Origin of the sequence: Streptomyces sp. NBC_00207 (assembly GCF_045160965.1) — a bacterium.
GTDB lineage: Bacteria > Actinomycetota > Actinomycetes > Streptomycetales > Streptomycetaceae > Streptomyces.
Genome location: NZ_CP130715.1, coordinates 7,140,561 through 7,159,743 on the forward strand (window position 1 = coordinate 7,140,561; position 19,183 = coordinate 7,159,743).

At 73.5% G+C, this 19,183-nt stretch carries 13 protein-coding genes and 1 riboswitch; of the genes, 6 read left to right on the forward strand and 7 right to left on the reverse strand.

From position 1 onward, the window contains the following. Nucleotides 1–85 precede the first annotated feature (85 nt). Complete coding sequence (locus OG472_RS33310) at nt 86–1,342, forward strand: YncE family protein (protein WP_405832577.1); 1,257 nt, start codon at nt 86–88, stop codon at nt 1,340–1,342. 43 nt (nt 1,343–1,385) lie between these two features. Here OG472_RS33310 and OG472_RS33315 read toward each other — a convergent pair whose 3' ends face one another. Then, complete coding sequence (locus OG472_RS33315) at nt 1,386–1,853, reverse strand: OsmC family protein (RefSeq protein WP_401612652.1); 468 nt, start codon at nt 1,851–1,853, stop codon at nt 1,386–1,388. A gap of 253 nt (nt 1,854–2,106) precedes the next feature. Between OG472_RS33315 and OG472_RS33320 the strand changes: the two genes are divergently transcribed. Beyond that, nucleotides 2,107–3,342 carry a GNAT family N-acetyltransferase gene (locus OG472_RS33320; RefSeq protein ID WP_401612649.1) on the forward strand — a complete coding sequence of 412 codons (1,236 nt, stop codon included), beginning with the start codon at nt 2,107–2,109 and terminating at the stop codon, nt 3,340–3,342. Nucleotides 3,343–3,382: 40 nt separating this feature from the next. On the opposite strand, the gene OG472_RS33325 is transcribed toward OG472_RS33320, so the two are convergent. Both OG472_RS33325 and OG472_RS33330 read right to left on the reverse strand, forming a co-directional pair. Next, entirely contained in the window at nt 3,383–5,599 is a 2,217-nt protein-coding gene (locus OG472_RS33325; protein ID WP_405832579.1) for a terpene synthase family protein, read from the reverse strand. Between the two features lie 112 nt (nt 5,600–5,711). Beyond that, a complete protein-coding gene (locus tag OG472_RS33330; RefSeq protein WP_405832581.1) occupies nt 5,712–7,853 on the reverse strand; it encodes an ABC transporter ATP-binding protein in 2,142 nt (713 codons plus the stop codon). A 353-nt stretch (nt 7,854–8,206) separates the two neighbouring features. On the opposite strand from OG472_RS33330, the gene OG472_RS33335 reads away from it, so the two are divergent. Further along, nucleotides 8,207–8,488 carry a hypothetical protein gene (locus OG472_RS33335; RefSeq protein WP_405832583.1) on the forward strand — a complete coding sequence of 94 codons (282 nt, stop codon included), beginning with the start codon at nt 8,207–8,209 and terminating at the stop codon, nt 8,486–8,488. A 68-nt stretch (nt 8,489–8,556) separates the two neighbouring features. On the opposite strand, the gene cobN is transcribed toward OG472_RS33335, so the two are convergent. Further along, a complete protein-coding gene (cobN, locus tag OG472_RS33340) occupies nt 8,557–12,204 on the reverse strand; it encodes a cobaltochelatase subunit CobN (protein WP_405832584.1) in 3,648 nt (1,215 codons plus the stop codon). A gap of 32 nt (nt 12,205–12,236) precedes the next feature. Then, a riboswitch (cobalamin riboswitch) is annotated at nt 12,237–12,395 on the reverse strand. A 308-nt stretch (nt 12,396–12,703) separates the two neighbouring features. On the opposite strand from cobN, the gene cobG reads away from it, so the two are divergent. The 3 genes from cobG to OG472_RS33355 are packed head-to-tail and all read left to right on the forward strand — an operon-like array spanning nt 12,704 to nt 16,196. Next, nucleotides 12,704–14,044: a precorrin-3B synthase gene (gene cobG / locus OG472_RS33345; RefSeq protein ID WP_405943224.1), complete on the forward strand. Its 1,341-nt coding sequence runs from the start codon at nt 12,704–12,706 to the stop codon at nt 14,042–14,044. Then, a complete protein-coding gene (locus OG472_RS33350; protein WP_078893060.1) occupies nt 14,041–14,688 on the forward strand; it encodes a precorrin-8X methylmutase in 648 nt (215 codons plus the stop codon). The genes cobG and OG472_RS33350 overlap by 4 nt, the downstream gene beginning before the upstream one ends. Further along, entirely contained in the window at nt 14,685–16,196 is a 1,512-nt protein-coding gene (locus OG472_RS33355) for a precorrin-2 C(20)-methyltransferase (RefSeq protein ID WP_405942340.1), read from the forward strand. Before OG472_RS33350 ends, OG472_RS33355 begins: the two co-directional genes overlap by 4 nt. Before the next feature lie 61 nt (nt 16,197–16,257). Here the strand turns inward: OG472_RS33355 and OG472_RS33360 are convergent, their stop codons facing one another. Genes OG472_RS33360 through cbiE form a run of 3 tightly spaced genes read right to left on the reverse strand, consistent with a single transcriptional unit; the run spans nt 16,258 to nt 19,035 of the window. Next, nucleotides 16,258–17,025: a cobalt-precorrin-6A reductase gene (locus OG472_RS33360; protein WP_405942341.1), complete on the reverse strand. Its 768-nt coding sequence runs from the start codon at nt 17,023–17,025 to the stop codon at nt 16,258–16,260. Beyond that, nucleotides 17,015–17,764, reverse strand: a complete 750-nt coding sequence (gene cobM / locus OG472_RS33365; protein ID WP_401612626.1) for a precorrin-4 C(11)-methyltransferase — start codon at nt 17,762–17,764, stop codon at nt 17,015–17,017. Before cobM ends, OG472_RS33360 begins: the two co-directional genes overlap by 11 nt. After that, complete coding sequence (gene cbiE / locus OG472_RS33370; protein WP_405832589.1) at nt 17,761–19,035, reverse strand: precorrin-6y C5,15-methyltransferase (decarboxylating) subunit CbiE; 1,275 nt, start codon at nt 19,033–19,035, stop codon at nt 17,761–17,763. The genes cobM and cbiE overlap by 4 nt, the downstream gene beginning before the upstream one ends. Between the last annotated feature and the right edge of the window lie 148 nt (nt 19,036–19,183).

Below are 19,183 nucleotides of genomic sequence, written 5' to 3' on the forward strand. Positions count from 1 at the left end.
CGTTCCCCCTATTTTACCGGCCGGTAATAGGGGGCCCTCGCCGGAGGAGCCCTCTCCCTCCTTTGCCCACACCGGAGTTGAGCGGATGTTGCGTACCGTGCGAACCTTGGGCGTCCTGGCGGCGGCCGCCCTGCTCACCGCCGTCACGCCGGCACCGGCCCCCGCGGCCCCCGCCCCAGCCGCTCCTGCGCCCGGCCTGCGCGAGGTGCTCTTCGTCGGCAACAACTGGGAGGGGACCGCCGACGTCCTCGCCTCCACCGGCGATCTCGCCAAGGTCGGCCGGATCAACGTGATCCCCGACAAGGCGGAGCGGCTCCGCGAGATCTACCTCAACCCCGTGAAACTCGCCTTCTTCCTCGGCATCCGGGAGAGCGCCGGCGAGGGCCACGACCAGTTCGTCGACGACATGTTCACCACCCCGGACGGCTCCGCGGTCGTCGTCTCCCGCCCCAGCTTCGCCGACGTCGTGTCCATCGACGTCACCTCGGGGCGGATCAACTGGCGCTTCCCGGTCTCCGGTCACCGCTCCGACCACATGGCAGTCTCCCCGGACGGCACCCGCATCGCCGTCTCGGCCTCCACCTCCAACACCGTGCACGTCCTGGACATCGCCACCGGACGCCAGGTCGGATCCTTCGGCACCGGGGACAAGCCCCACGAGAACACCTTCACCCGGGACGGCCGCTTCCTGTGGAACAGCTCCATCGGCGAGGTGAACACCGCCCTCGACGCACCCTGGCTGGACTGGACGAAGGGCGACCGGAAGATCACCGTGGTCGACGCCCGGACCTTCCGGACCGTACGGGTGATCGACATGCGGGAGCGGCTGGACGCCTTCGGCCGCCGCGACCTGTCCGACGCCGTGCGCCCCGTGTCCTTCAGCCCCGACGAGTCGAAGCTCTACTTCCAGGTGTCGTTCTTCAACGGCTTCCTGGAGTACGACGTGGCATCCGACCGGATCACCCGCCTCAAGACCCTCCCCGAGAACCCCGCCACCAGCACCGACCGCACCACCTGGGTCAACGACTCCCGCCACCACGGCATGTCCATGAGCCCCGACGGGGCCAAGCTGTGCATCGCCGGGACCATGGACGACTACGCGACCGTCGTGGACCGCGCCACCCTCACCGAGGGGCCGCTCGTGCCCGCCGCCAAGCCGTACTGGGCCACCGTCGACGGTGACGGGACGGCCTGCGTGATCTCCGAGAGCGGCGCCGACCGGGTCACGGCCATCGACTTCGCCACCGGCGCCAAGCGGGTCTCCGTCCCCGTCGGCGACCACCCCCAGCGGGTCCGGATCGGCCATGTTCCGGCCTCCTGGACCGGTCCCGCCACCCGCTAGGCCCTGTCGCGGGACAACGGGGTGACCGGGCCGGCCCGGACGCTCAGCCCACCGTCACGGTCGGCTCGTGCCGGACGGGGAAGTTCACCGAGTTGGCGATGAAGCAGGCCCGGTGGGCCTCCTCGTGCAGGGCGATCGCCGCGGCCACCATCGACTCCTCGCCGACGGTGATCCGAGGGTGCACCACGGCCTCGGTGAACTGCCCGCTGTCCCCGGCGGTGGCCATCGTCCCGGTCGCCTCGTCGACGTACGAGGTGACCACCACGCCGTTGATCGTGCAGAAGTGCAGGTAGGACAGCATGTGGCACTGGGACAGTGCGGCGAGCAGCAGTTGCTCGGGGTTCCAGCGGGAGGCGTCGCCGCGGAAGGTCGGGTCGGAGCTGCCGAGGATCGCCGGCAGCTCTCCGGCGGCCACCTCGTGCGCCCGCGAGTAGGCGCGGTAGTGGCTGGTGCCGGTGCCGAGGTTTCCGGTCCAGGTGACACGGGTGGTGTAGGAGTGCAGTCGGGCCATGGCGGCTACTCCGTCTCTCGGGTGCGGGACCGGACGGCGCAGGTGTCCGGGATGGGGAGGCGGCGGCGCCGGGCGGTGCCGGGCGTCGACCTGGATCGTACGGCCGTCGCGACGGCCGATCGTACGGCCGTCGGGACGGCCGCGCCCGCTTCCTCCGCGCGGCCTGTGCGCCCGGCCGCCGGAACGGCTGAAACCCACCACCTCCGACCCTTATAGGATGACCGGTCTGCGATGACCGATTAGTCTCGCGATCATGGTGCACATCCATGAGGTACCCGAGGCCGACATCGACCGCGCTCTCGAACTCGCGTACCTCGTCTTTCACGACCGGCCCGAGAAGGAGGCCCGCGCGCGACACCACGCGCTGCTGGTGCGGTGCCTGCGGATCGGCGCCTACGACGGGGACGTCCTCGTCGGTTTCATGGCCGCGCACCACTTCCGGCTCTCGGTGCCCGGGGCGGACCTGCCGTGCCCCGGGCTCACCTTCGTCTGCGTCGCCCCAACCCACCGGCGCCGCGGCGTGCTCACCGGGCTGATGACCGAGATGCTGGAGCGCGCCACGGGCACCGGCAGCCCCGTTGCGGCTCTGTGGGCCTCCGAGGCCGCCATCTACGGCCGCTTCGGCTACGGCGACGCGACCACCGGCGTCACCATCGAGATCGACTCCACCCGGCCGCTGGCCCTGCGCATCGATCCGGACCGGCGCCCGCTGCGGCTCGTCGACCCGGAGGAGGCGCTCGCCGTGATCGGGCCCTTCCACGAGTCCGCCCGCGCCCGGCGGGCCGGCCGCCCCAGCCGCAGCGCGTCGCGCTGGCGCGAGGAGTGGCTGGCCGAACAGGACGAGGAGGACGAGGAACTGAGCCCGCCGCGGATCATCGTCCTCGGGGAGCCGGGAGAGCCGATCGCCGGCTACGTGCTCTACCGCACGAAGCCCGAGGCCGACGGCGGGCCCGCCCGCGCACCCCAGGGCCTGGTCCGGGTCGATGAGCTGGAGGCCGACACCCCGGCGGTCGCCGCCGCCCTGTGGGAGTGCCTGGCCGCCCTCGACCTCACCGGCCGGGTCCGCGCGTGGGGGCGCCCGCCCGACGACCCGCTGCTGCACTTCGCCGCCGACCGGGACCAGGTGCGGGTCACCGCCCAGTTCCCGGCGCTCTGGCTGCGCCTGGTCGACGTACGCGCGGCGCTGACCGCGCGGTCCTGGGCCGCGCCGGTGGACGTGGTCCTGGAGGTGCACGACGTACGGCTGCCCGGCAACACCGGGCGGTTCCGGCTCGACGCGGGGCCTGGCTGGGCGGCGTACGAGCCCGCGGCCGGCGCCGCCGACCTGGCCCTGGACGTACGGGAGCTGGCCGCCTGCTACCTGGGCGGGACCCGGGTCGCCGAACTCGTCGCGGCCGGGCTGGTACGGGAGCACACGCCCGGCGCGGCCGCCGCGCTGGACGCGGCCCTGCGCACGCCCGTACTGCCGCACACGAGCGACGAGTTCTGAGGACCGGCGGGGATCGGGCCGGCCGGGTCCAGGCCGGCCCTCAGGCCGGCAGGGAGATGCGGGCGGCCGACATGCCGAAGCCGGAGCCCCGGACGGCGGTGGACAGGCCGGTGTCCGTACGGTGCAGATCCTCCTCGCGGTACCGGCGGCACTTCCGGTGCCAGTTGAGGATTCCGGAGAGCCAGTCCTGGAGCTCGCCGACGTACGCGTCGAGTCCGGCCCGGGCGTCGGCGTCCAGCTTCCAGTCGTCGTAGAGCAGCGGCAGCTGGTTCGCGATGATGTGCTCGAACTCCTCCGTGCGCTGGGTCATCAGCGAGTGGCAGATGTGCAGGGCCTCCGGGTAGCCGATGTCGAAGAAGCTCCGCGTGACCAGGACGTGGTTGTGCACCTCGCCCTCGAACTGCACCTCCTTCTGGTAGGAGAAGATGTCGTTCAGCAGGCACGCGGTGTCGGCCGCCGCGTTCTCCAGGGACCGGATCGTCCCGGAGGCGTAGATCTCCTCGGGGATGCCGCGGCCCGCCTGGCCGAGCCGGCACAGGTACATCGTGAGGTTCGAGCCGAAGGTGTGCCGGCGCATCTCGGCGTAGTCCACCGGGTCCGGGATGCGGTTGCGGATCTGGTTCTCCATCTCCCAGACCCAGCTCTCCAGCATGCTGACGAGCGTCGCCCGGAACTCGGTGCGGACGGCCCGGCTCATGCTCCGGCTCGTGCGGACCCACAGGTCGGCGAGCGCGCGCTCCATCGCCGTGACCGGCGGCGGCTGTTCGGCGTGGTCGACCGGCAGCATCGCGACCAGCCGGGCGGTCGTCGCTTTCGCTGCCGCGAGGTTCTTGGCCTGGCCGAAGACGGCCGGGTAGTAGTCGTCCCCGTACGTTCCCCAGGTCAGCCAGCACGCGTTGAGGAGCAGTGCCTCGGGCGTGGCGTCCGGGTCGATGCCGGCCGAGCAGAGCGCGAAGTCGAAGCCGCGCAGCTTCTGTTCGGTCCAGATGGCGGACCCGGGGTCGCCGGGCTGCGGTTCCAGCAGGCCCATGCGCCGGGCCCAGTCGACCGATCCCTCGCGGGCGTGGTCCAGGTGCGGGCTGAGGGAGAGCGCGAACGGCATGTAGACCTCCGGGATCACGGACGGTCCGGTGCGCTCGAAGGGGACGTGGGTGAAGGAGCGGCGGCGCAGGTCGGCCGAGCGCTGGGTGAAGACGGACCTCAGGTCGAGCGCGGTGGTGCCGAGCCCGGAGGGGAGGAAGGGCAGGGTGACCGGGGCGGTGGCCCTGGCTTCCTTGTTCATGTAGCGGCTGGAGACCATGTGCCATTCGTGGCCGCCGGACTGCCAGTCCTGCAGGCCCTTGGCGTAGGCGAGGACGGCCGCGATCTCCGCCGGGTTCATCGCGTGGTCGGCGAAGAGCTGGGGGAGTTCGGCGAGCGCGGTCTGCTCGAACTGGTGCAGGCGGGAGGTGAGCAGGTCGTTGGAGACCTCGGCGGCCTCCTGGGTGGTGCAGCCGAGGAAGGTCTCCAACACGAGTACGGCATTGGACAGTTCGCCCTCGTCGGTGACCTCGCGCTGGTAGGAGAAGAGGTCGTTGCGGATGTGGACGGCGTCGGAGAAGGCGTCGCGCAGGACGCCGAGCGCGCGCGAGTGCGCGACGCGCGCCGGGACTTCGGCCGCGACGTACTCGATCAGGCCGGCCGACCAGGGGGCGCCGCCCACCTTGCGGCGCATCTCGATGTACTCGAGGGGGTTCGCCACCCGCCCGATGCCGATGTTGGCGAGCTCCCACATCGACTCGTCGAGGAGGTTCTTCGTGGACAAGGAGAACCGTTCCCGCCAGGCCTTGGACATCGCGGGGACGGTCCGCGCCCAGAGGTCCGCGAGGCCCGCCTCGACCGGGTTGGTCGGCGTGGGGAAACCGCCGGCCAGGTCCATCGGCATGAAGGCGGCCAGCCTGTCGAGGTACTCCTTGGCGCCGGCCCGGTCCTGCGAGCGCTTGAACATCTCCAGGAAGTGGTCGTCGAAGAAGAAGACCCACACGTACCAGTCGGTGACCAGGGACAGCGCCTCACCGTCGCAGTCGGGGTGGGTGTACGAGCACAGCAGCGCGTAGTCGTGGGAGTCGAGGTCGCCCTCCTCCCAGACGCCGGACCCCTCCAGCATCCCGAGGCCGCGCGCCCACCGCTTGGTGTGGATCCTCGCCTCCTCCAGATGGGGGTTCAGTCGCGCCGGATAGGGCACATAGAAATCCGGCAGTTGAAACGGCTGCGTCACGACGGGGTGGGCCTTTCGTCCGTGGTGCGGGGGCCCGGTCGTTCCGGGCCCCCGCACGAGATCAGCAGTGCCCTACCCGTGGTGCCGCCGGGATAAGGGGGAGTTCACCGCTTCAGGTGATGGACCTGCCGTTGCGCGGCGCGGGGGCCTGCCGGGGGATAGAAGGGGGCGGTGCCGCCGCCGTGTCGTGCGCGGCGCCGTCGGCAGTGCCGGCCGCGGGCCCGCCGGCCGTACCGTCTGCCGTGTCGGCTGCCCCGACGCCTGCCGTGTCCCTTGCCGTGCCCGTTGCGGTGTCGCCTGCCGTACCGCCCGCGATACCGTCGAACTGCCGGGCCTGCATCCGGAACATCGCCGCGTACCGCCCGCCCAGGGCGAGCAGTTCCTCGTGGCCGCCCTGTTCGACGAGCCGGCCCTCGTGCAGCACGTAGATGACGTCGGCGAAGCGCACGCCGGACATCCGATGCGTGACGAGGACCACCGCCCGCTGCGGTCCGGCGAGGCCCCGGATGCTTTCGAAGGCGGCGATCTCCGCCTCCGGGTCGAGCGCCGAGGTCGGCTCGTCGACGACGAGGACACGGGCGTCGCGGAAGTGGGTGCGGGCCAGACCGAACTTCTGCCACTGCCCGCCGGAGAGCTCCGAGGCACCCCGGAACACCCGGGCGAGCAGGGTCTCGTAGCCGTGCGGCAGCTTCTCGACGACCCGGTCCGCCCCCGCGTACCGGGCGGCGGCGACCACCTCGGCGGCCGGACCGGCGGCGCGGTCCGGGTCCTCGGCGCCGGGCCGGCCGATGGCGATGTTGGTACGGGCGGTCACCGGCCAGCGCTCGAAGTCCTGGGTCAGCAGGGCGACGCGGTCGAAGACCTGCTCCCGGTCGGCGTCCCGCAGCTCCACGCCGTCCCAGGTCAACGACCCCGAGTCGGGCAGGTGCAGGCCCGCGAGGAGTTTGACGAGGGTGCTCTTGCCGGATCCGTTCTCGCCGACGAGGGCGACGACGGTGCCCGCCTCGATGGTGAGGGTGATCCCGCTGAGAGCGGGCTCCTCCCGGTCCGGGTAGCTGAAGTCCACGTCGTCGAGCCGTACCACCGCGAGCCGTTCGGGCAGCGGCAGCCCGCCGGAGGGGATGGCGCGGCGGGCCGCCTCGGCGACGAACCGCTCCAGGTCCCGGACGTACAGGGACTCCTCGTGCAGGGTGTTGGTGGTGGAGACGAGCGCGCCCAGGCTCGCCGATCCGGTGCGCACGGCGATCACGGCGGTGCCGGCGACGGCGAGGTCCATCCGGCCGGAGACGATGAGCGCGCCCATCGCCCCGTAGGTGATCAGTGCGGCGAGGCCGGAGAGCGCGGCGGCGAGGAGTTCGGTGGCGGCCTTGTCCTTGGCGAGGCGGGTGGCCTCGCCCTCGGCGACCTCGGCCATGTTGCGGTAGTGGCCGAGGAGGTAGCGGCCGACGCCGTGCACCCGTACCTCGGGGGCCGACGTACGGGAGATCAGCAGCTGGCCGATGAGCCGGGCGGCCCGTACGTGCTCCACCCAGGTGATCATGGACAGGTAGCGGCGCTGCGCCACCCGCATCGCGCCCCAGCCGCGCGGGGCGGCGATGAGCAGCAGCATGGGGAGCAGCAGCGGGTGCAGCACGGTGAGCACCCCGGCGGTGGCGACCAGCGAGATGACCCCGCCGAGGGTGGCCACGCAGGCCCCCACCGTCCTGCGGGCGGAGGGCGGCCCCCACTGCGCGCTGTCCAGCAGCCGCCGGAACTCCCCGTCCTCGATGGCCTCCAGCTCCACCGCGACGGCGGCGCTCAGGTACTGCTCGTGCGCGGCCCGCTCGACCTTGGGCTCCAGCCGCCCGGCGGCCGCCGTGGACCGCGAGGCCAGTACGGCCCCCAGTACGGCGACCAGCGCGCCGGCGGCGAGCGCGGGCACGGCCGCGTGCAGCCGGTCGGCGGCGCTGCCCGCGCCGAGCAGCGTACGGAGCACCTCGCTGATGACGAGCAGCCCGACGGCGGAGGTGATCCCCTGCCCGGCCTCGGCGGCGGCGACGGTGAGCAGGGCGGGCCGGTCGGTGTCCCAGGCGAGGCGCAGGGTGCCGCCGACCATGCGGGGCATGGAGCGCAGGGTGCTGATCAGCCGGCCTTCCAGCCGGGCGTAGTCGTGGTTGGACCAGCCGGCGTCGTAGCGCAGGGGCCCGCCGAAGAGCCGGCGCTCGCTCTCGGAGACGGCGGGCTCGGCGGCCGCGGGCCGCTTGAGGAGCCTCACGCGCGGCCACCCCCGCCCGGTGTCGGGTCGAACACCACATGAACGTGCACGGATCGCAAGATTCCTCCCGAGGCGCTGCGGCTGCGAACTGACGCCGGAAGAACGTGGCTGCTCAGAGCGGCGTCACGGCCGCGGGGGAACGAACGTCCGCACACAGTTGCGACGCGCTTGCGAACCCCAAGGCGCGCCCGGTGACCCGGCGTTCGAACCACCCGGAGGTGTCGATGCCCCCCTTCGAGGGATTGCGCCCGGAACCGGAGGAGGCCGCCTCCCCGGGGCGGGGAGGCGGCCTCCGTGGGCCGCCCTCGGCGCAGCCGACAAGGGTGTTGCCGGGGTGTCGGAGTCTGGGGGGAATGTCTGGTTCGGTTAGGTTTGTCACGGTATTTGGTTTCGGCGTTCCGGGAGGGACACTCGTGGCTATTGATCTGGACAAGGTGCTCGACAAGGCGTGGGCCGACAAGCCGCTCGCCGAGGTGCTCGCGGCCCCCGTGGCCGCGCTCAAAGGGGTGAGCGACAAGGACGGCGAGCTGCTGCACGAGGCGTTCGGGGTCAGGACCGTCGCCGACTTCGGGCAGCTGAAGTACGTGCGCTGGGCGCAGGCGCTCGTCGCGCTGAACCAGACCGTCAAGGCCTAGCCGGGCAACGCGAGAGGCCGTCCTCCCCGCCTCGGAAGGGTTGGGGAGGACGGCCTCTCGCGTTGGTCTTACTCGCCTTCGCCCTCGAGGTTGCCCTCGGTGTCCAGGTAGACCTGGCGGAGGGATTCGAGGATCTGGGGGTCCGGCTTCTCCCACATGCCGCGGGACTCGGCCTCGAGGAGGCGTTCCGCGATGCCGTGCAGGGCCCAGGGGTTGGCCTCCTCCAGGAAGGCGCGGTTCGTCGGGTCCAGGACGTACGTCTCGGTGAGCTTGTCGTACATCCAGTCCGCGACCACGCCCGTCGTGGCGTCGTAGCCGAAGAGGTAGTCGACCGTCGCGGCGAGTTCGAAGGCGCCCTTGTAGCCGTGGCGGCGCATCGCCTCGATCCACTTGGGGTTGACCACGCGGGCGCGGAAGACCCGGCTGGTCTCCTCCACCAGGGTGCGCGTCTTCACGGTCTCGGGGCGCGTGGAGTCGCCGATGTACGCCTCGGGGGCCGTGCCGCGCAGGGCGCGGACCGTGGCCACCATGCCGCCGTGGTACTGGAAGTAGTCGTCCGAGTCCGCGATGTCGTGCTCGCGGGTGTCCGTGTTCTTGGCGGCGACCGTGATGCGCTTGTAGGCCGTCTCCATCTCGTCGCGCGCCGGGCGGCCCTCCAGGCCGCGGCCGTACGCGTAGCCGCCCCACACCGTGTAGACCTCCGCGAGGTCGGCGTCCGTGCGCCAGTCGCGGGAGTCGATCAGCTGGAGGATGCCGGCTCCGTACGTACCCGGGCGCGAGCCGAAGATACGGGTCGTGGCCTTGCGCTCGTCGCCGTGCACGGCGAGGTCCGCCTGGGCGTGGGCGCGGATGAAGTTCGACTCCGCCGGCTCCTCCAGGGAGGCCGCGAGCCGGACCGCGTCGTCCAGGAGGCCGATGACGTGCGGGAACGCGTCGCGGAAGAAGCCCGAGATGCGCAGGGTCACGTCGATGCGGGGGCGGCCGAGCTCGTCCAGCGGGATCGGCTCCAGGCCCGTGACGCGGCGCGAGGCCTCGTCCCAGACCGGGCGGACGCCGAGGAGCGAGAGGGCCTCCGCCACGTCGTCGCCCGAGGTGCGCATCGCGCTCGTGCCCCAGAGGGACAGACCCACGGAGGCGGGCCACTCGCCGTTGTCCGTGCGGTAGCGGGTCAGGAGGGACTCGGCCAGGGCCTGGCCCGTCTCCCACGCGAGGCGGGAGGGGACGGCCTTCGGGTCGACCGAGTAGAAGTTGCGGCCCGTCGGCAGCACGTTGACCAGGCCGCGGAGCGGGGAGCCCGAGGGGCCCGCCGGGATGAAGCGGCCGTCCAGGGCCGCGACGACGTGGGCGATCTCGTCCGTCGTGCCGGCCAGGCGCGGGACGACCTCGCGGGCCGCGAAGGACAGGACCGCCACGACCTCCGGAGACTGGTCCGCGGCGACCGAGGACACGGCGTCGAGGGACCAGTCCGCGTCCTCCATCGCCTGGACCAGCGCGCGGGCCTGCGCCTCGACCTCGTCCGCCGAGGTACGGGTGGCCTTGGACTCGTCGAGGCCGAGCGCCTCGCGCAGGCCCGGGAGGGCCGTCGTACCGCCCCAGATCTGACGGGCGCGCAGGATCGCGAGGACCAGGTTGACCCGGGCCTCACCGGTCGGAGCGCCGCCGAGCACGTGCAGGCCGTCGCGGATCTGGGCGTCCTTGACCTCGCACAGCCAGCCGTCGACGTGGAGCAGGAAGTCGTCGAAGCCGTCGTCGTCCGGGCGCTCTTCGAGGCCCAGGTCGTGGTGGAGCTTCGCCGCCTGGATCAGGGTCCAGATCTGGGCGCGGATGGCCGGCAGCTTCGCCGGGTCCATCGCGGAGATCTGGGCGTACTCGTCCAGGTGCTGTTCGAGGCGGGCGATGTCGCCGTAGGACTCGGCCCGGGCCATCGGCGGGACGAGGTGGTCGACCAGGGTCGCGTGCACGCGGCGCTTGGCCTGGGTGCCCTCGCCCGGGTCGTTGACCAGGAACGGGTAGATGAGGGGGAGGTCGCCGAGCGCGGCGTCCGGCGCGCAGGCCGCGGACAGGCCGGCGTTCTTGCCCGGCAGCCACTCCAGGTTGCCGTGCTTGCCCAGGTGGATCATCGCGTCGGCGCCGAAGCCGCCGTCCTCCGCGCGCGCCTGGATCCAGCGGTACGCGGCCAGGTAGTGGTGCGAGGGCGGCAGGTCCGGGTCGTGGTAGATCGCGATCGGGTTCTCGCCGAAGCCGCGCGGCGGCTGGATGAGGATGAGCAGGTTCCCGCGGCGCAGGGCCGCCAGGACGATGTCGCCCTCCGGGTTCGCGGAGCGGTCCACGAACATGTTGCCCGGCGCCTCGCCCCAGTGCTCGGTGACGCTGTCGCGCAGCTCGGCCGGGAGCTCGGCGAACCAGCGCTTGTAGTCGGCGGCCGGGATGCGGACCGGGTTGCGGGCCAGCTGCTCCTCGGTCAGCCAGTCCTGGTCGTGGCCGCCGGCCTCGATCAGGGCGCGGATCAGCTCGTCGCCGTCGCCGGACACCAGACCGGGGATGTCCTCGGTGGGGCCGAAGTCGTACCCGCCGGCGATCAGCGTGCGCAGCAGCTCGACGGCGCTGGCCGGGGTGTCGAGGCCGACCGCGTTGCCGATGCGGGAGTGCTTGGTCGGGTACGCGGACAGGACCAGCGCGACCTTCTTTTCGCGGCGGTCGATGTGGCGCAGCCGGGCGTGGCGTACGGCGATCCCCGCGACGCGGGCGGCCCGCTCGGGGTCGGCCACGTAGGCGGGCAGGCCGTCCTCGTCGAGCTCCTTGAAGGAGAACGGGACGGTGATCAGGCGGCCGTCGAACTCGGGCACGGCGACCTGGGTGGCGGCGTCGAGGGGGGACAGGCCCTCGTCGTTCTCCTCCCAGGCGGAACGCGAACCGGTCAGGCACAGAGCCTGGAGGATCGGCACGCCGAGCGCGGCGAGGGCGCCGGCGTCCCAGGACTCGTCGTCACCGCCGGCGGAGGCGGTGGCGGGGCGGGTGCCGCCCGCCGCGAGGACGGTGGTGATGATCGCGTCGACGGACTCCAGGGCCTGGAGGAGCTCCGGCTCGGGCGTGCGCAGGGAGGAGACGTACAGGGGGAGGGGCTGGGCGCCCTTCGCCTCGATGGCCTCGCAGAGGGTGTGGACGAAGGCGGTGTTGCCGCTCATCTGGTGGGCGCGGTAGTAGAGCACGGCGACCTTGGGGGCCGCGTCGGCGGCGGCGCCGGTGGCGGTGCCGGTGGTCTGCTGCGCGTCGCGCTCCAGGGGGCCCCAGGTGGGGGCGGCGGCGGGCGGCTCGAAGCCGTGGCCGGTGAGCAGGACGGTGTCCGAGAGGAACCGGGCCAGCTGGTCGAGGTTGGCCGGGCCGCCGTGCGCGAGGTAGCCGTGCGCCTCGGCCGCGATGCCGATCGGGACCGTGGAGGCCTCCATCAGCTGGGCGTCCGGGGCCTGTTCGCCGGTCAGGACCACGACCGGGCGGGTCTGGCCGGGGGCCAGGAGCAGGTCGAGGCCGTCCTGCCAGGCGCGGAGGCCGCCGAGGAGGCGTACGACGACCAGGTCGACTCCGTCGAGGAGGCCGGGGAGGTCGTCGAGGGGAAGGCGGGAGGGGTTCGCGAACCGGTACGGGACGGGGCCGTCCGCCGTGTTCGCGGCGCGGGCGCTGAGCAGATCGGTGTCGGACGTCGACAGCAGCAGGATCATGCGGCGGCAGGCCTTCCTCGGGGTTTCCGCGCCCCGGGCAGTGAGGACAGCGGGAGTTCCTGACTTGCCCGGCGATGTGGCTCTGCCGGGTTCACAGTGGCGGGACCGCGCCGGAATCGCACCGGGCTTCCTCCCATGTCGCCGTCCTCGGCGACGGCGGGCCGTGTGGTCCGCCGGAAGGTCATCTTAGGGGTGGGCGGGGGTGGCATCGGTGGCGGGGCGGTGGCGGGTCGCGTGGCCGCTGCGCTGCGCTGTGCTGCGCTGGGCTGGAGCGGGTACCGGGCGGGTGCGGCGCCGTTGCGGGGGCTCTGCCCCCGGGCCCCCGCGCCTCAAACGCCGGCGGGGCTGGATTTGGCCGGGCTGGGCCGGTTTGGCCGGGCCGGGCTGGATTGGCGGGGCCGGATTGGTCGGGTGGGGTGGAGGAGTGGGTCTGGCCGGATTGGTGGAGTGGCTGGTGGGGGTGGTGACGGACACAGGTCGGGGGAGGGGAATCGTGGGTATGCTCGCCGCCATGCCCCAGTCCCCTTCCGCCGCATCGCGGGACGAACCCGTCATACGGGACCGCGGTGACGCCTGCCCCGGCGCGCTGCGGCTGCACGCGGCGGACGACGGGTTCCTGGCGCGGGTGCGGATTCCCGGCGGGATGCTCGACGGTTCCGCCGCGCGGCTGCTGGCCGATGCCGCCGACCGGCTCGGCGACGGCCACCTCGACCTCACCTCGCGCGGCAACGTGCAGCTGCGCGGCCTCGGCGAGAGCTGTGGCGGGGAACTTGCCGAACTCCTGGCGGGCGCCGGGCTGCTGCCCGCGCCCACGCACGAGCGGGTCCGCAACATCGTTTCCTCGCCCCTCGCCGGCCTCGACCGGCTGGGCCTGCCCGACGTGTCCCCCTGGGTGGCGGAGCTGGACGCGCTGCTCTGCGCGAGCGACGCGGCGGCCGGGCTGTCCGGGCGGTTCCTCTTCGCCCTCGACGACGGCCGCGGTGACGTGACCTCGCTCGCGGCGGACGTGAACCTCGTCCCGGAGGGGGACGATCGGGCCCGGCTGTGGTCGGGGGACCCGCGGGAGGCCGTGCTCGTCCCCTCGCAGGACGCGCCGCGGGCCGCGCTGACGGCCGCCGCGTACTTCCTCGACTCCGTTCGCCAGGCCGGTACGCGAGCCTGGCGGGTGGCCGAGCTGCCTCCTGAACACACCCTGTCCGGTGCCCGGTTGGTGGAACGGCTGGCCGATGCCGGTGTCTCCGCCGTCCTGGCGGCGCCGGACCCGTCGGCCCGATCCGCCGGGTCCGTCACGACGCCCGAGCCCGGCATCGTGCCCGGTGCCGACGGCACCGCCTCGCTTTCCGTTCTCGCGCCGCTCGGGCGGCTCACGACCGCGCAGTGGCGTCGGCTCGCCGGTCTCACGGGCCGGGTCCGGCTGACTCCCTGGCGCGGGATCGTGGTCCCCGGACTGCCCGGCCACGAGGCCGCCGCCGCGCTCGCCGGCCTCGCGGAAGCAGGGCTGGTCACGACGGCCGACAGTCCCTGGCGGTCCGTCACCGCCTGTACGGGGAAGCCCGGTTGCGCAAAGGCCCTGGCCGACGTGCGCGCCGACGCGCAGGCCGTCATGGAACGGGCCCGCGGACCGCTGGCCGTGCACTGGTCCGGCTGCGAGCGACGGTGCGGGCATCCGCGCGGCTCCGCCTGGGTGGACCTGGTCGCCACCCCCGCCGGATACGACCTCCACGTCGAAGGCCGCGCACCGCGGCGCGGCGTACCGGAGCACGAGCTCGCCCCCGCCCTCGCGGACGCCCGCCACGCAGATCACGTACGTCACAACCTCCCCGACTCAGTGCAGAAATGAGCGAGTACACCGTGTTCGAGTACGAGAAGGACGGCGCCGCGATCTACCGCCAGTCCTTTGCCACGATCCGCGCCGAGGCGGACCTCTCCGGCCTGCCCGCCTCGGTCGCCCAGGTCGCGGTGCGCATGATCCACGCCTGTGGAATGACCGACCTCCCGCAGGACCTCGGGTACACCCCCGAGGTGGTGCTGCGCGCCCGCGCGGCCCTGGAGGCCGGTGCGCCGATCCTTTGCGACGTCCAGATGGTCGCCAGCGGCGTCACCCGCAAGCGGCTGCCCGCCGGCAACGACGTGATCTGCACCCTCTCCGACCCGGCGGTGCCGGACCTCGCGGCGAAGATGGGCACCACGCGCAGCGCCGCCGCCCTCGAAGTCTGGCGCGACCGCGGGCTGTTGGAGGGCTCGGTGATCGCCGTCGGCAACGCGCCGACCGCACTGTTCCGGCTGCTGGAGATGATCGAGGAGGGTGCGCCGCGCCCGGCCGCCGTCATCGGCGTGCCCGTCGGCTTCATCGGCGCCGCCGAGTCCAAGGACGCGCTCGCCGCCCACCCCTCGGGGCTCGACCACCTGATCGTGCGCGGCCGGCGGGGCGGCAGCGCCATCGCCGCGGCCGCCGTCAACGCCATCGCGAGCGTGGCCGAATGAGCGCCGACAGCGCCGGCCAGGCCGTCAAGGGGCGCCTGTACGGGGTCGGGCTCGGGCCCGGCGATCCGAACCTGATGACGCTGCGCGCCGTCCAGGTGATCGGCGAGGCCGATGTCGTCGCCTATCACAGCGCGCGGCACGGGCGGTCCATCGCCCGCTCGATCGCCGCGGCGCACCTGCGCGAGACGCACATCGAGGAGCCGCTGGTCTACCCGATCACCACCGAGACCACCGACCACCCCGGCGGCTACCAGGGGGCGATGGAGGAGTTCTACGAGGCCGCCGCCGCCCGGCTGGCCGCGCACCTGGACGCCGGCCGGACCGTCGCCGTGCTCGCGGAGGGCGACCCGCTCTTCTACAGCTCGTACATGCACATGCACAAGCGGCTCGCGGACCGGTACGAGACCGAGGTCATCCCCGGCGTCACCTCGGTGAGCGCCGCCGCCGCCCGGCTCGGCACCCCGCTCGTGGAGGGTGAGGAGGTCCTCACCATCCTTCCCGGCACGCTGTCCGAGGAGGAGCTGACCGCCCGTCTCGCCGCCACCGACTCGGCGGTCGTGATGAAGCTCGGCCGGACCTTCCCCGCCGTACGGGGCGCGATGGAGAACAGCGGCCGGCTCGCCGAGGCCCGCTACGTCGAGCGCGCCACGATGGAGGGGGAGCGGACGGGCCGCCTCGCCGACACCGACGCGGCCAGCGTGCCGTACTTCGCCGTCGCCGTGGTGCCCAGCCGGATCGGCAACCCGGGCAGCGTGCCGTCCGGGCCCGGCGAGGTCGTGGTCGTCGGCACCGGCCCGGCGGGCCCACTGTGGCTCACCCCGCAGACCCGGCGCGCGCTGGCCGACGCCGAGGTGCTGGTCGGCTACACCACGTACCTGGACCGGGTTCCCGTGAAGCCGGGCCAGATCCGGCACGGCTCCGACAACAAGGTGGAGTCGGAGCGCGCCGAGTTCGCGCTCGACCTGGCCCGGCGCGGGCAGCGGGTGGCCGTGGTCTCCGGGGGCGACCCCGGTGTCTTCGCGATGGCCACGGCGGTCCTGGAGGTGGCCGGGCAGGCGGAGTACAAGGACGTGCCCGTACGGGTCCTGCCGGGCGTGACCGCGGCCAACGCGGCGGCCGCCGCGGCCGGCGCCCCGCTCGGCCACGACTACGCCACCGTGTCCCTCTCGGACCGGCTCAAGCCGTGGGAGGTCATCGCGGAGCGGCTGCGCGCGGCCGCCGCGGCCGACCTGGTGCTCGCCCTCTACAACCCCGGCTCCCGCAGCCGCACCTGGCAGGTGGCCCAGGCCCGCGAGCTGCTGCTGGAGCTGCGTGCACCCGAGACCCCGGTGGTCGTCGCGCGCGACGTGGGCGGGCCGGAGCAGTCGGTGCGGATCGTCACGCTCGCCGAACTGGAGCCGTCCGAGGTCGACATGAGGACGATCCTGCTGATCGGCTCCTCGCAGACGCAGGTCACCGAGCGGCCCGACGGGTCGCGGATCACGTGGACCCCGCGCCGCTACCCGTGACGGCGGCCGAGCGCGCATGACCGGGCCCGGAGCGGTGAACCGCCTCCGGGCCCGGGCTGTTTCACCCCACCGACCCGAGCCACCGCAGGGCCGCGGCCACCGAATCCGCCTCCGCCACACCCTGCGGCACCGCGGGGCGGCGTACGACCAGGACCGGGATGCCCGCCTCGCGGGCGGCGGCCAGTTTCGGTGCGGTGGCCGAGCCGCCGCTGTCCTTCGTCACCAGGAGGTCGATCCGGTGACGGGCCAGCAGCTCCCGCTCGTCGTCGAGGGTGAACGGGCCCCGGGCGAGCAGCACTTCGAGCTGCGGCGGCGCCGGTGCGTCCGGCGGGTCCACCGAACGCACCAGGAACCAGGTGTCGGTGAGGTGCGCGAAGGCGTGCAGGCCCATCCGGCCGGTGGTGAGGAAGGCGCGGGTGCCGAGACCGGGCAGCAGTGCGGCCGCATCGGCGAGGGAGTCCGCGAAGGTCCAGTCGTCGGCGGGCTCCGGCGTCCAGCCGGGGCGCCGCAGGGCCAGCAGCGGGACGCCCGTGAGCGCCTCCGCCTCGGAGGCGTGGAAACTCATCCGCTCCGCGAAGGGGTGGGTGGCGTCGACGACGCGCGTGACGTCGTGGGCGACGATCCAGCCCGCGAGGCCCGCGATGCCGCCGAAGCCGCCGATGCGGGTGTCACCGGGCGGGAGCACCGGCGAGGCCACCCGGCCCGCGAGCGAGGTGGTCACATGGACCGAGGGGTCGAGTGCCAGTGCCTCCGCGAGCTGCCTGGCCTCCGTCGTACCGCCGAGGATCAGCACGTGGTGGGCAGGGAGGACGTGCGGTTCAGCAGACATGCCGGTCGCGCTCGGGCGAGTACAGGTGGCTGTCCCGGAACTGCTCCGCCCCCAGGGTGCGGCCCACCAGGATGACGGCGGTGCGGACCAGGCCCGCCTCCTTCACCTGGGCGGCGATGTCGGCCAACGTCCCGCGCAGGATCAGCTCGTCGGGTCGGCTGGCCATCGCCACCACCGCCACCGGGCACTCGGCCCCGTAGTGCGGCAGCAGCTCGTCGACGATCCGGTCCACGTAGCGGGTGGCCAGGTGCAGGACCAGCAGCGCGCCGCTGCGCCCCAGGGTGGCCAGGTCCTCGCCGGGCGGCATCGGGGTGGCCTGCTGGGCGATGCGGGTCAGGATCACCGTCTGGCCGACGGTGGGCACCGTCAGCTCCCGCTTGAGGGCGGCGGCCGCCGCGGCGAAGGCCGGTACGCCCGGCACGACCTCGTAGGGGATGCCGGCCGCGTCGAGCCGGCGCATCTGCTCCGCGACGGCGCTGAAGACGGAGGGGTCGCCGGAGTGCAGCCGCGCCACGTCCTGGCCCGCGGCATGGGCACGTACGCACTCGGCGATGATCTCGTCGAGGTTCAGCTGCGAGGTGTCGACGAGGCGGGCGTCCGCCGGGCACTCGGCGAGCAGCTCGCGCGGCACGAGGCTGCCCGCGTACAGGCAGACCGGGGCGGCGGCCAGGGTCCGGGCACCGCGCACCGTGATCAGGTCGGCGGCGCCGGGGCCCGCACCGATGAAGTACACGGTCATGTTCGATCCTTCTCCTTGGATGCGGTGGCCGGCTCGGCAGGCTTCGTCACCGACCACTGGGTGACCGGCATCGCCTGCCGCCAGCCCGTGAAACCGCCGACCGGCACGGCGTGCGCGACCGCGAGCTTCACCAGTTCGCCGCCGTGGCGGCGGTAGCGGTCGGCGAGGACCGCCTCCGATTCGAGGGTGACGGTGTTGACGACGAGGCGGCCGCCGGGGGCCAGGGCCGCCCAGGCCGCGTCCAGCAGGCCCGGCGCGGTCAGCCCGCCGCCGATGAACACCGCGTCGGGGGCCGGGAGTCCGTCGAGGGCCTCCGGCGCGGCGCCGACGACCACCCGCAGGCCCGGTACGCCGAGCGCCGCCGCGTTACGGGCGATCCGCGCGGCCCGCTCCGGTACGCGCTCCACGGCCACCGCCCGGCACGAGGGGTGCGTGCGCATCCACTCGATGCCGATGGAGCCGGAGCCGCCGCCGATGTCCCACAGCAGCTCGCCGGGGGCCGGGGCCAGCGCGCACAGCGTCGCGGCCCGGACGTGGCGCTTGGTGAGCTGTCCGTCGTGTTCGTACGCGGCGTCGGGGAGGCCGGGGGTCGCGCCGAGGCGCGGCGCGGCGTGGGCCGGATCGCGGCGGCAGTCGAGGGCCACCACGTTCAGGGGGTCGCCGGGTGCGCGGTCCCAGCTGTCGGCGCGGCCCTCGTACGCGTCCTCGCGCTCGGATCCGAGCTGCTCCAGCACCCGCATCCGGCTCGGGCCGAAGCCCCGCTCTCGAAGCAGAGCAGCGATCTCGTCAGGGGACGCCGCTCCGGCGCTGAGCACCAGCACCCGGCGCCCGTCGTGGAGCGCGGCCGCGAGCCGGGCCACCGGGCGGCCGACCACCGTGATCACCTCGGTGTCCTCCACCGGCCAGCCCAGGCGGGCGCAGGCGTACGACACGGAGGACGGGTGCGGGTGGATCCGCAGGGACTGCGGCCCGAGCTCCTCGGCGAGGGCGCGGCCGATCCCGTAGAACATCGGATCGCCGCTGGCCAGCACCGCGATCCGGCGCCCCGCGTGCTCGGCCATCAGCTTCGGCACGGCGGGCCGCAGCGGGCTCGGCCAGGCCACCCGCTCACCGGCGCACTCCCCGGCCGGCAGCAGGTCCAGCTGGCGCGGCCCGCCGATCAGCACCTGGGCCGAGGACAATGCGGCCCGCGCGGCGGCGGCGAGACCGGCCCAGCCGTCGGCGCCGAGGCCGACGACCGTCACGGTTCTGGGGGGCGGTGCGGAGCTCACTGCGCGCTACCTCGGGGACGGGAAGGGGAAAGACGGCGGACCCGCAGCCTACTGGCCTGCGGATCCGCCACCCACGCCCACCCTCGCGATGCCTTCACAACGCCCCTCGCGACGCCTTCGCGACGCCCTCGTGACACCTTCACGACGC

Bases quoted from the DNA above. Each gene is read 5' to 3' on its own strand.
- OG472_RS33310 (WP_405832577.1), top strand. From the start codon at position 86: ATGTTGCGTACCGTGCGAACCTTGGGCGTCCTGGCGGCGGCCGCCCTG.
- OG472_RS33315 (WP_401612652.1), bottom strand. From the start codon at position 1,853: ATGGCCCGACTGCACTCCTACACCACCCGTGTCACCTGGACCGGAAAC.
- OG472_RS33320 (WP_401612649.1), top strand. From the start codon at position 2,107: ATGGTGCACATCCATGAGGTACCCGAGGCCGACATCGACCGCGCTCTC.
- OG472_RS33335 (WP_405832583.1), top strand. From the start codon at position 8,207: ATGTCTGGTTCGGTTAGGTTTGTCACGGTATTTGGTTTCGGCGTTCCG.
- cobN (WP_405832584.1), bottom strand. From the start codon at position 12,204: ATGATCCTGCTGCTGTCGACGTCCGACACCGATCTGCTCAGCGCCCGC.
- cobG (WP_405943224.1), top strand. From the start codon at position 12,704: ATGCTCGCCGCCATGCCCCAGTCCCCTTCCGCCGCATCGCGGGACGAA.
- OG472_RS33350 (WP_078893060.1), top strand. From the start codon at position 14,041: ATGAGCGAGTACACCGTGTTCGAGTACGAGAAGGACGGCGCCGCGATC.
- OG472_RS33355 (WP_405942340.1), top strand. From the start codon at position 14,685: ATGAGCGCCGACAGCGCCGGCCAGGCCGTCAAGGGGCGCCTGTACGGG.
- OG472_RS33360 (WP_405942341.1), bottom strand. From the start codon at position 17,025: ATGTCTGCTGAACCGCACGTCCTCCCTGCCCACCACGTGCTGATCCTC.
- cobM (WP_401612626.1), bottom strand. From the start codon at position 17,764: ATGACCGTGTACTTCATCGGTGCGGGCCCCGGCGCCGCCGACCTGATC.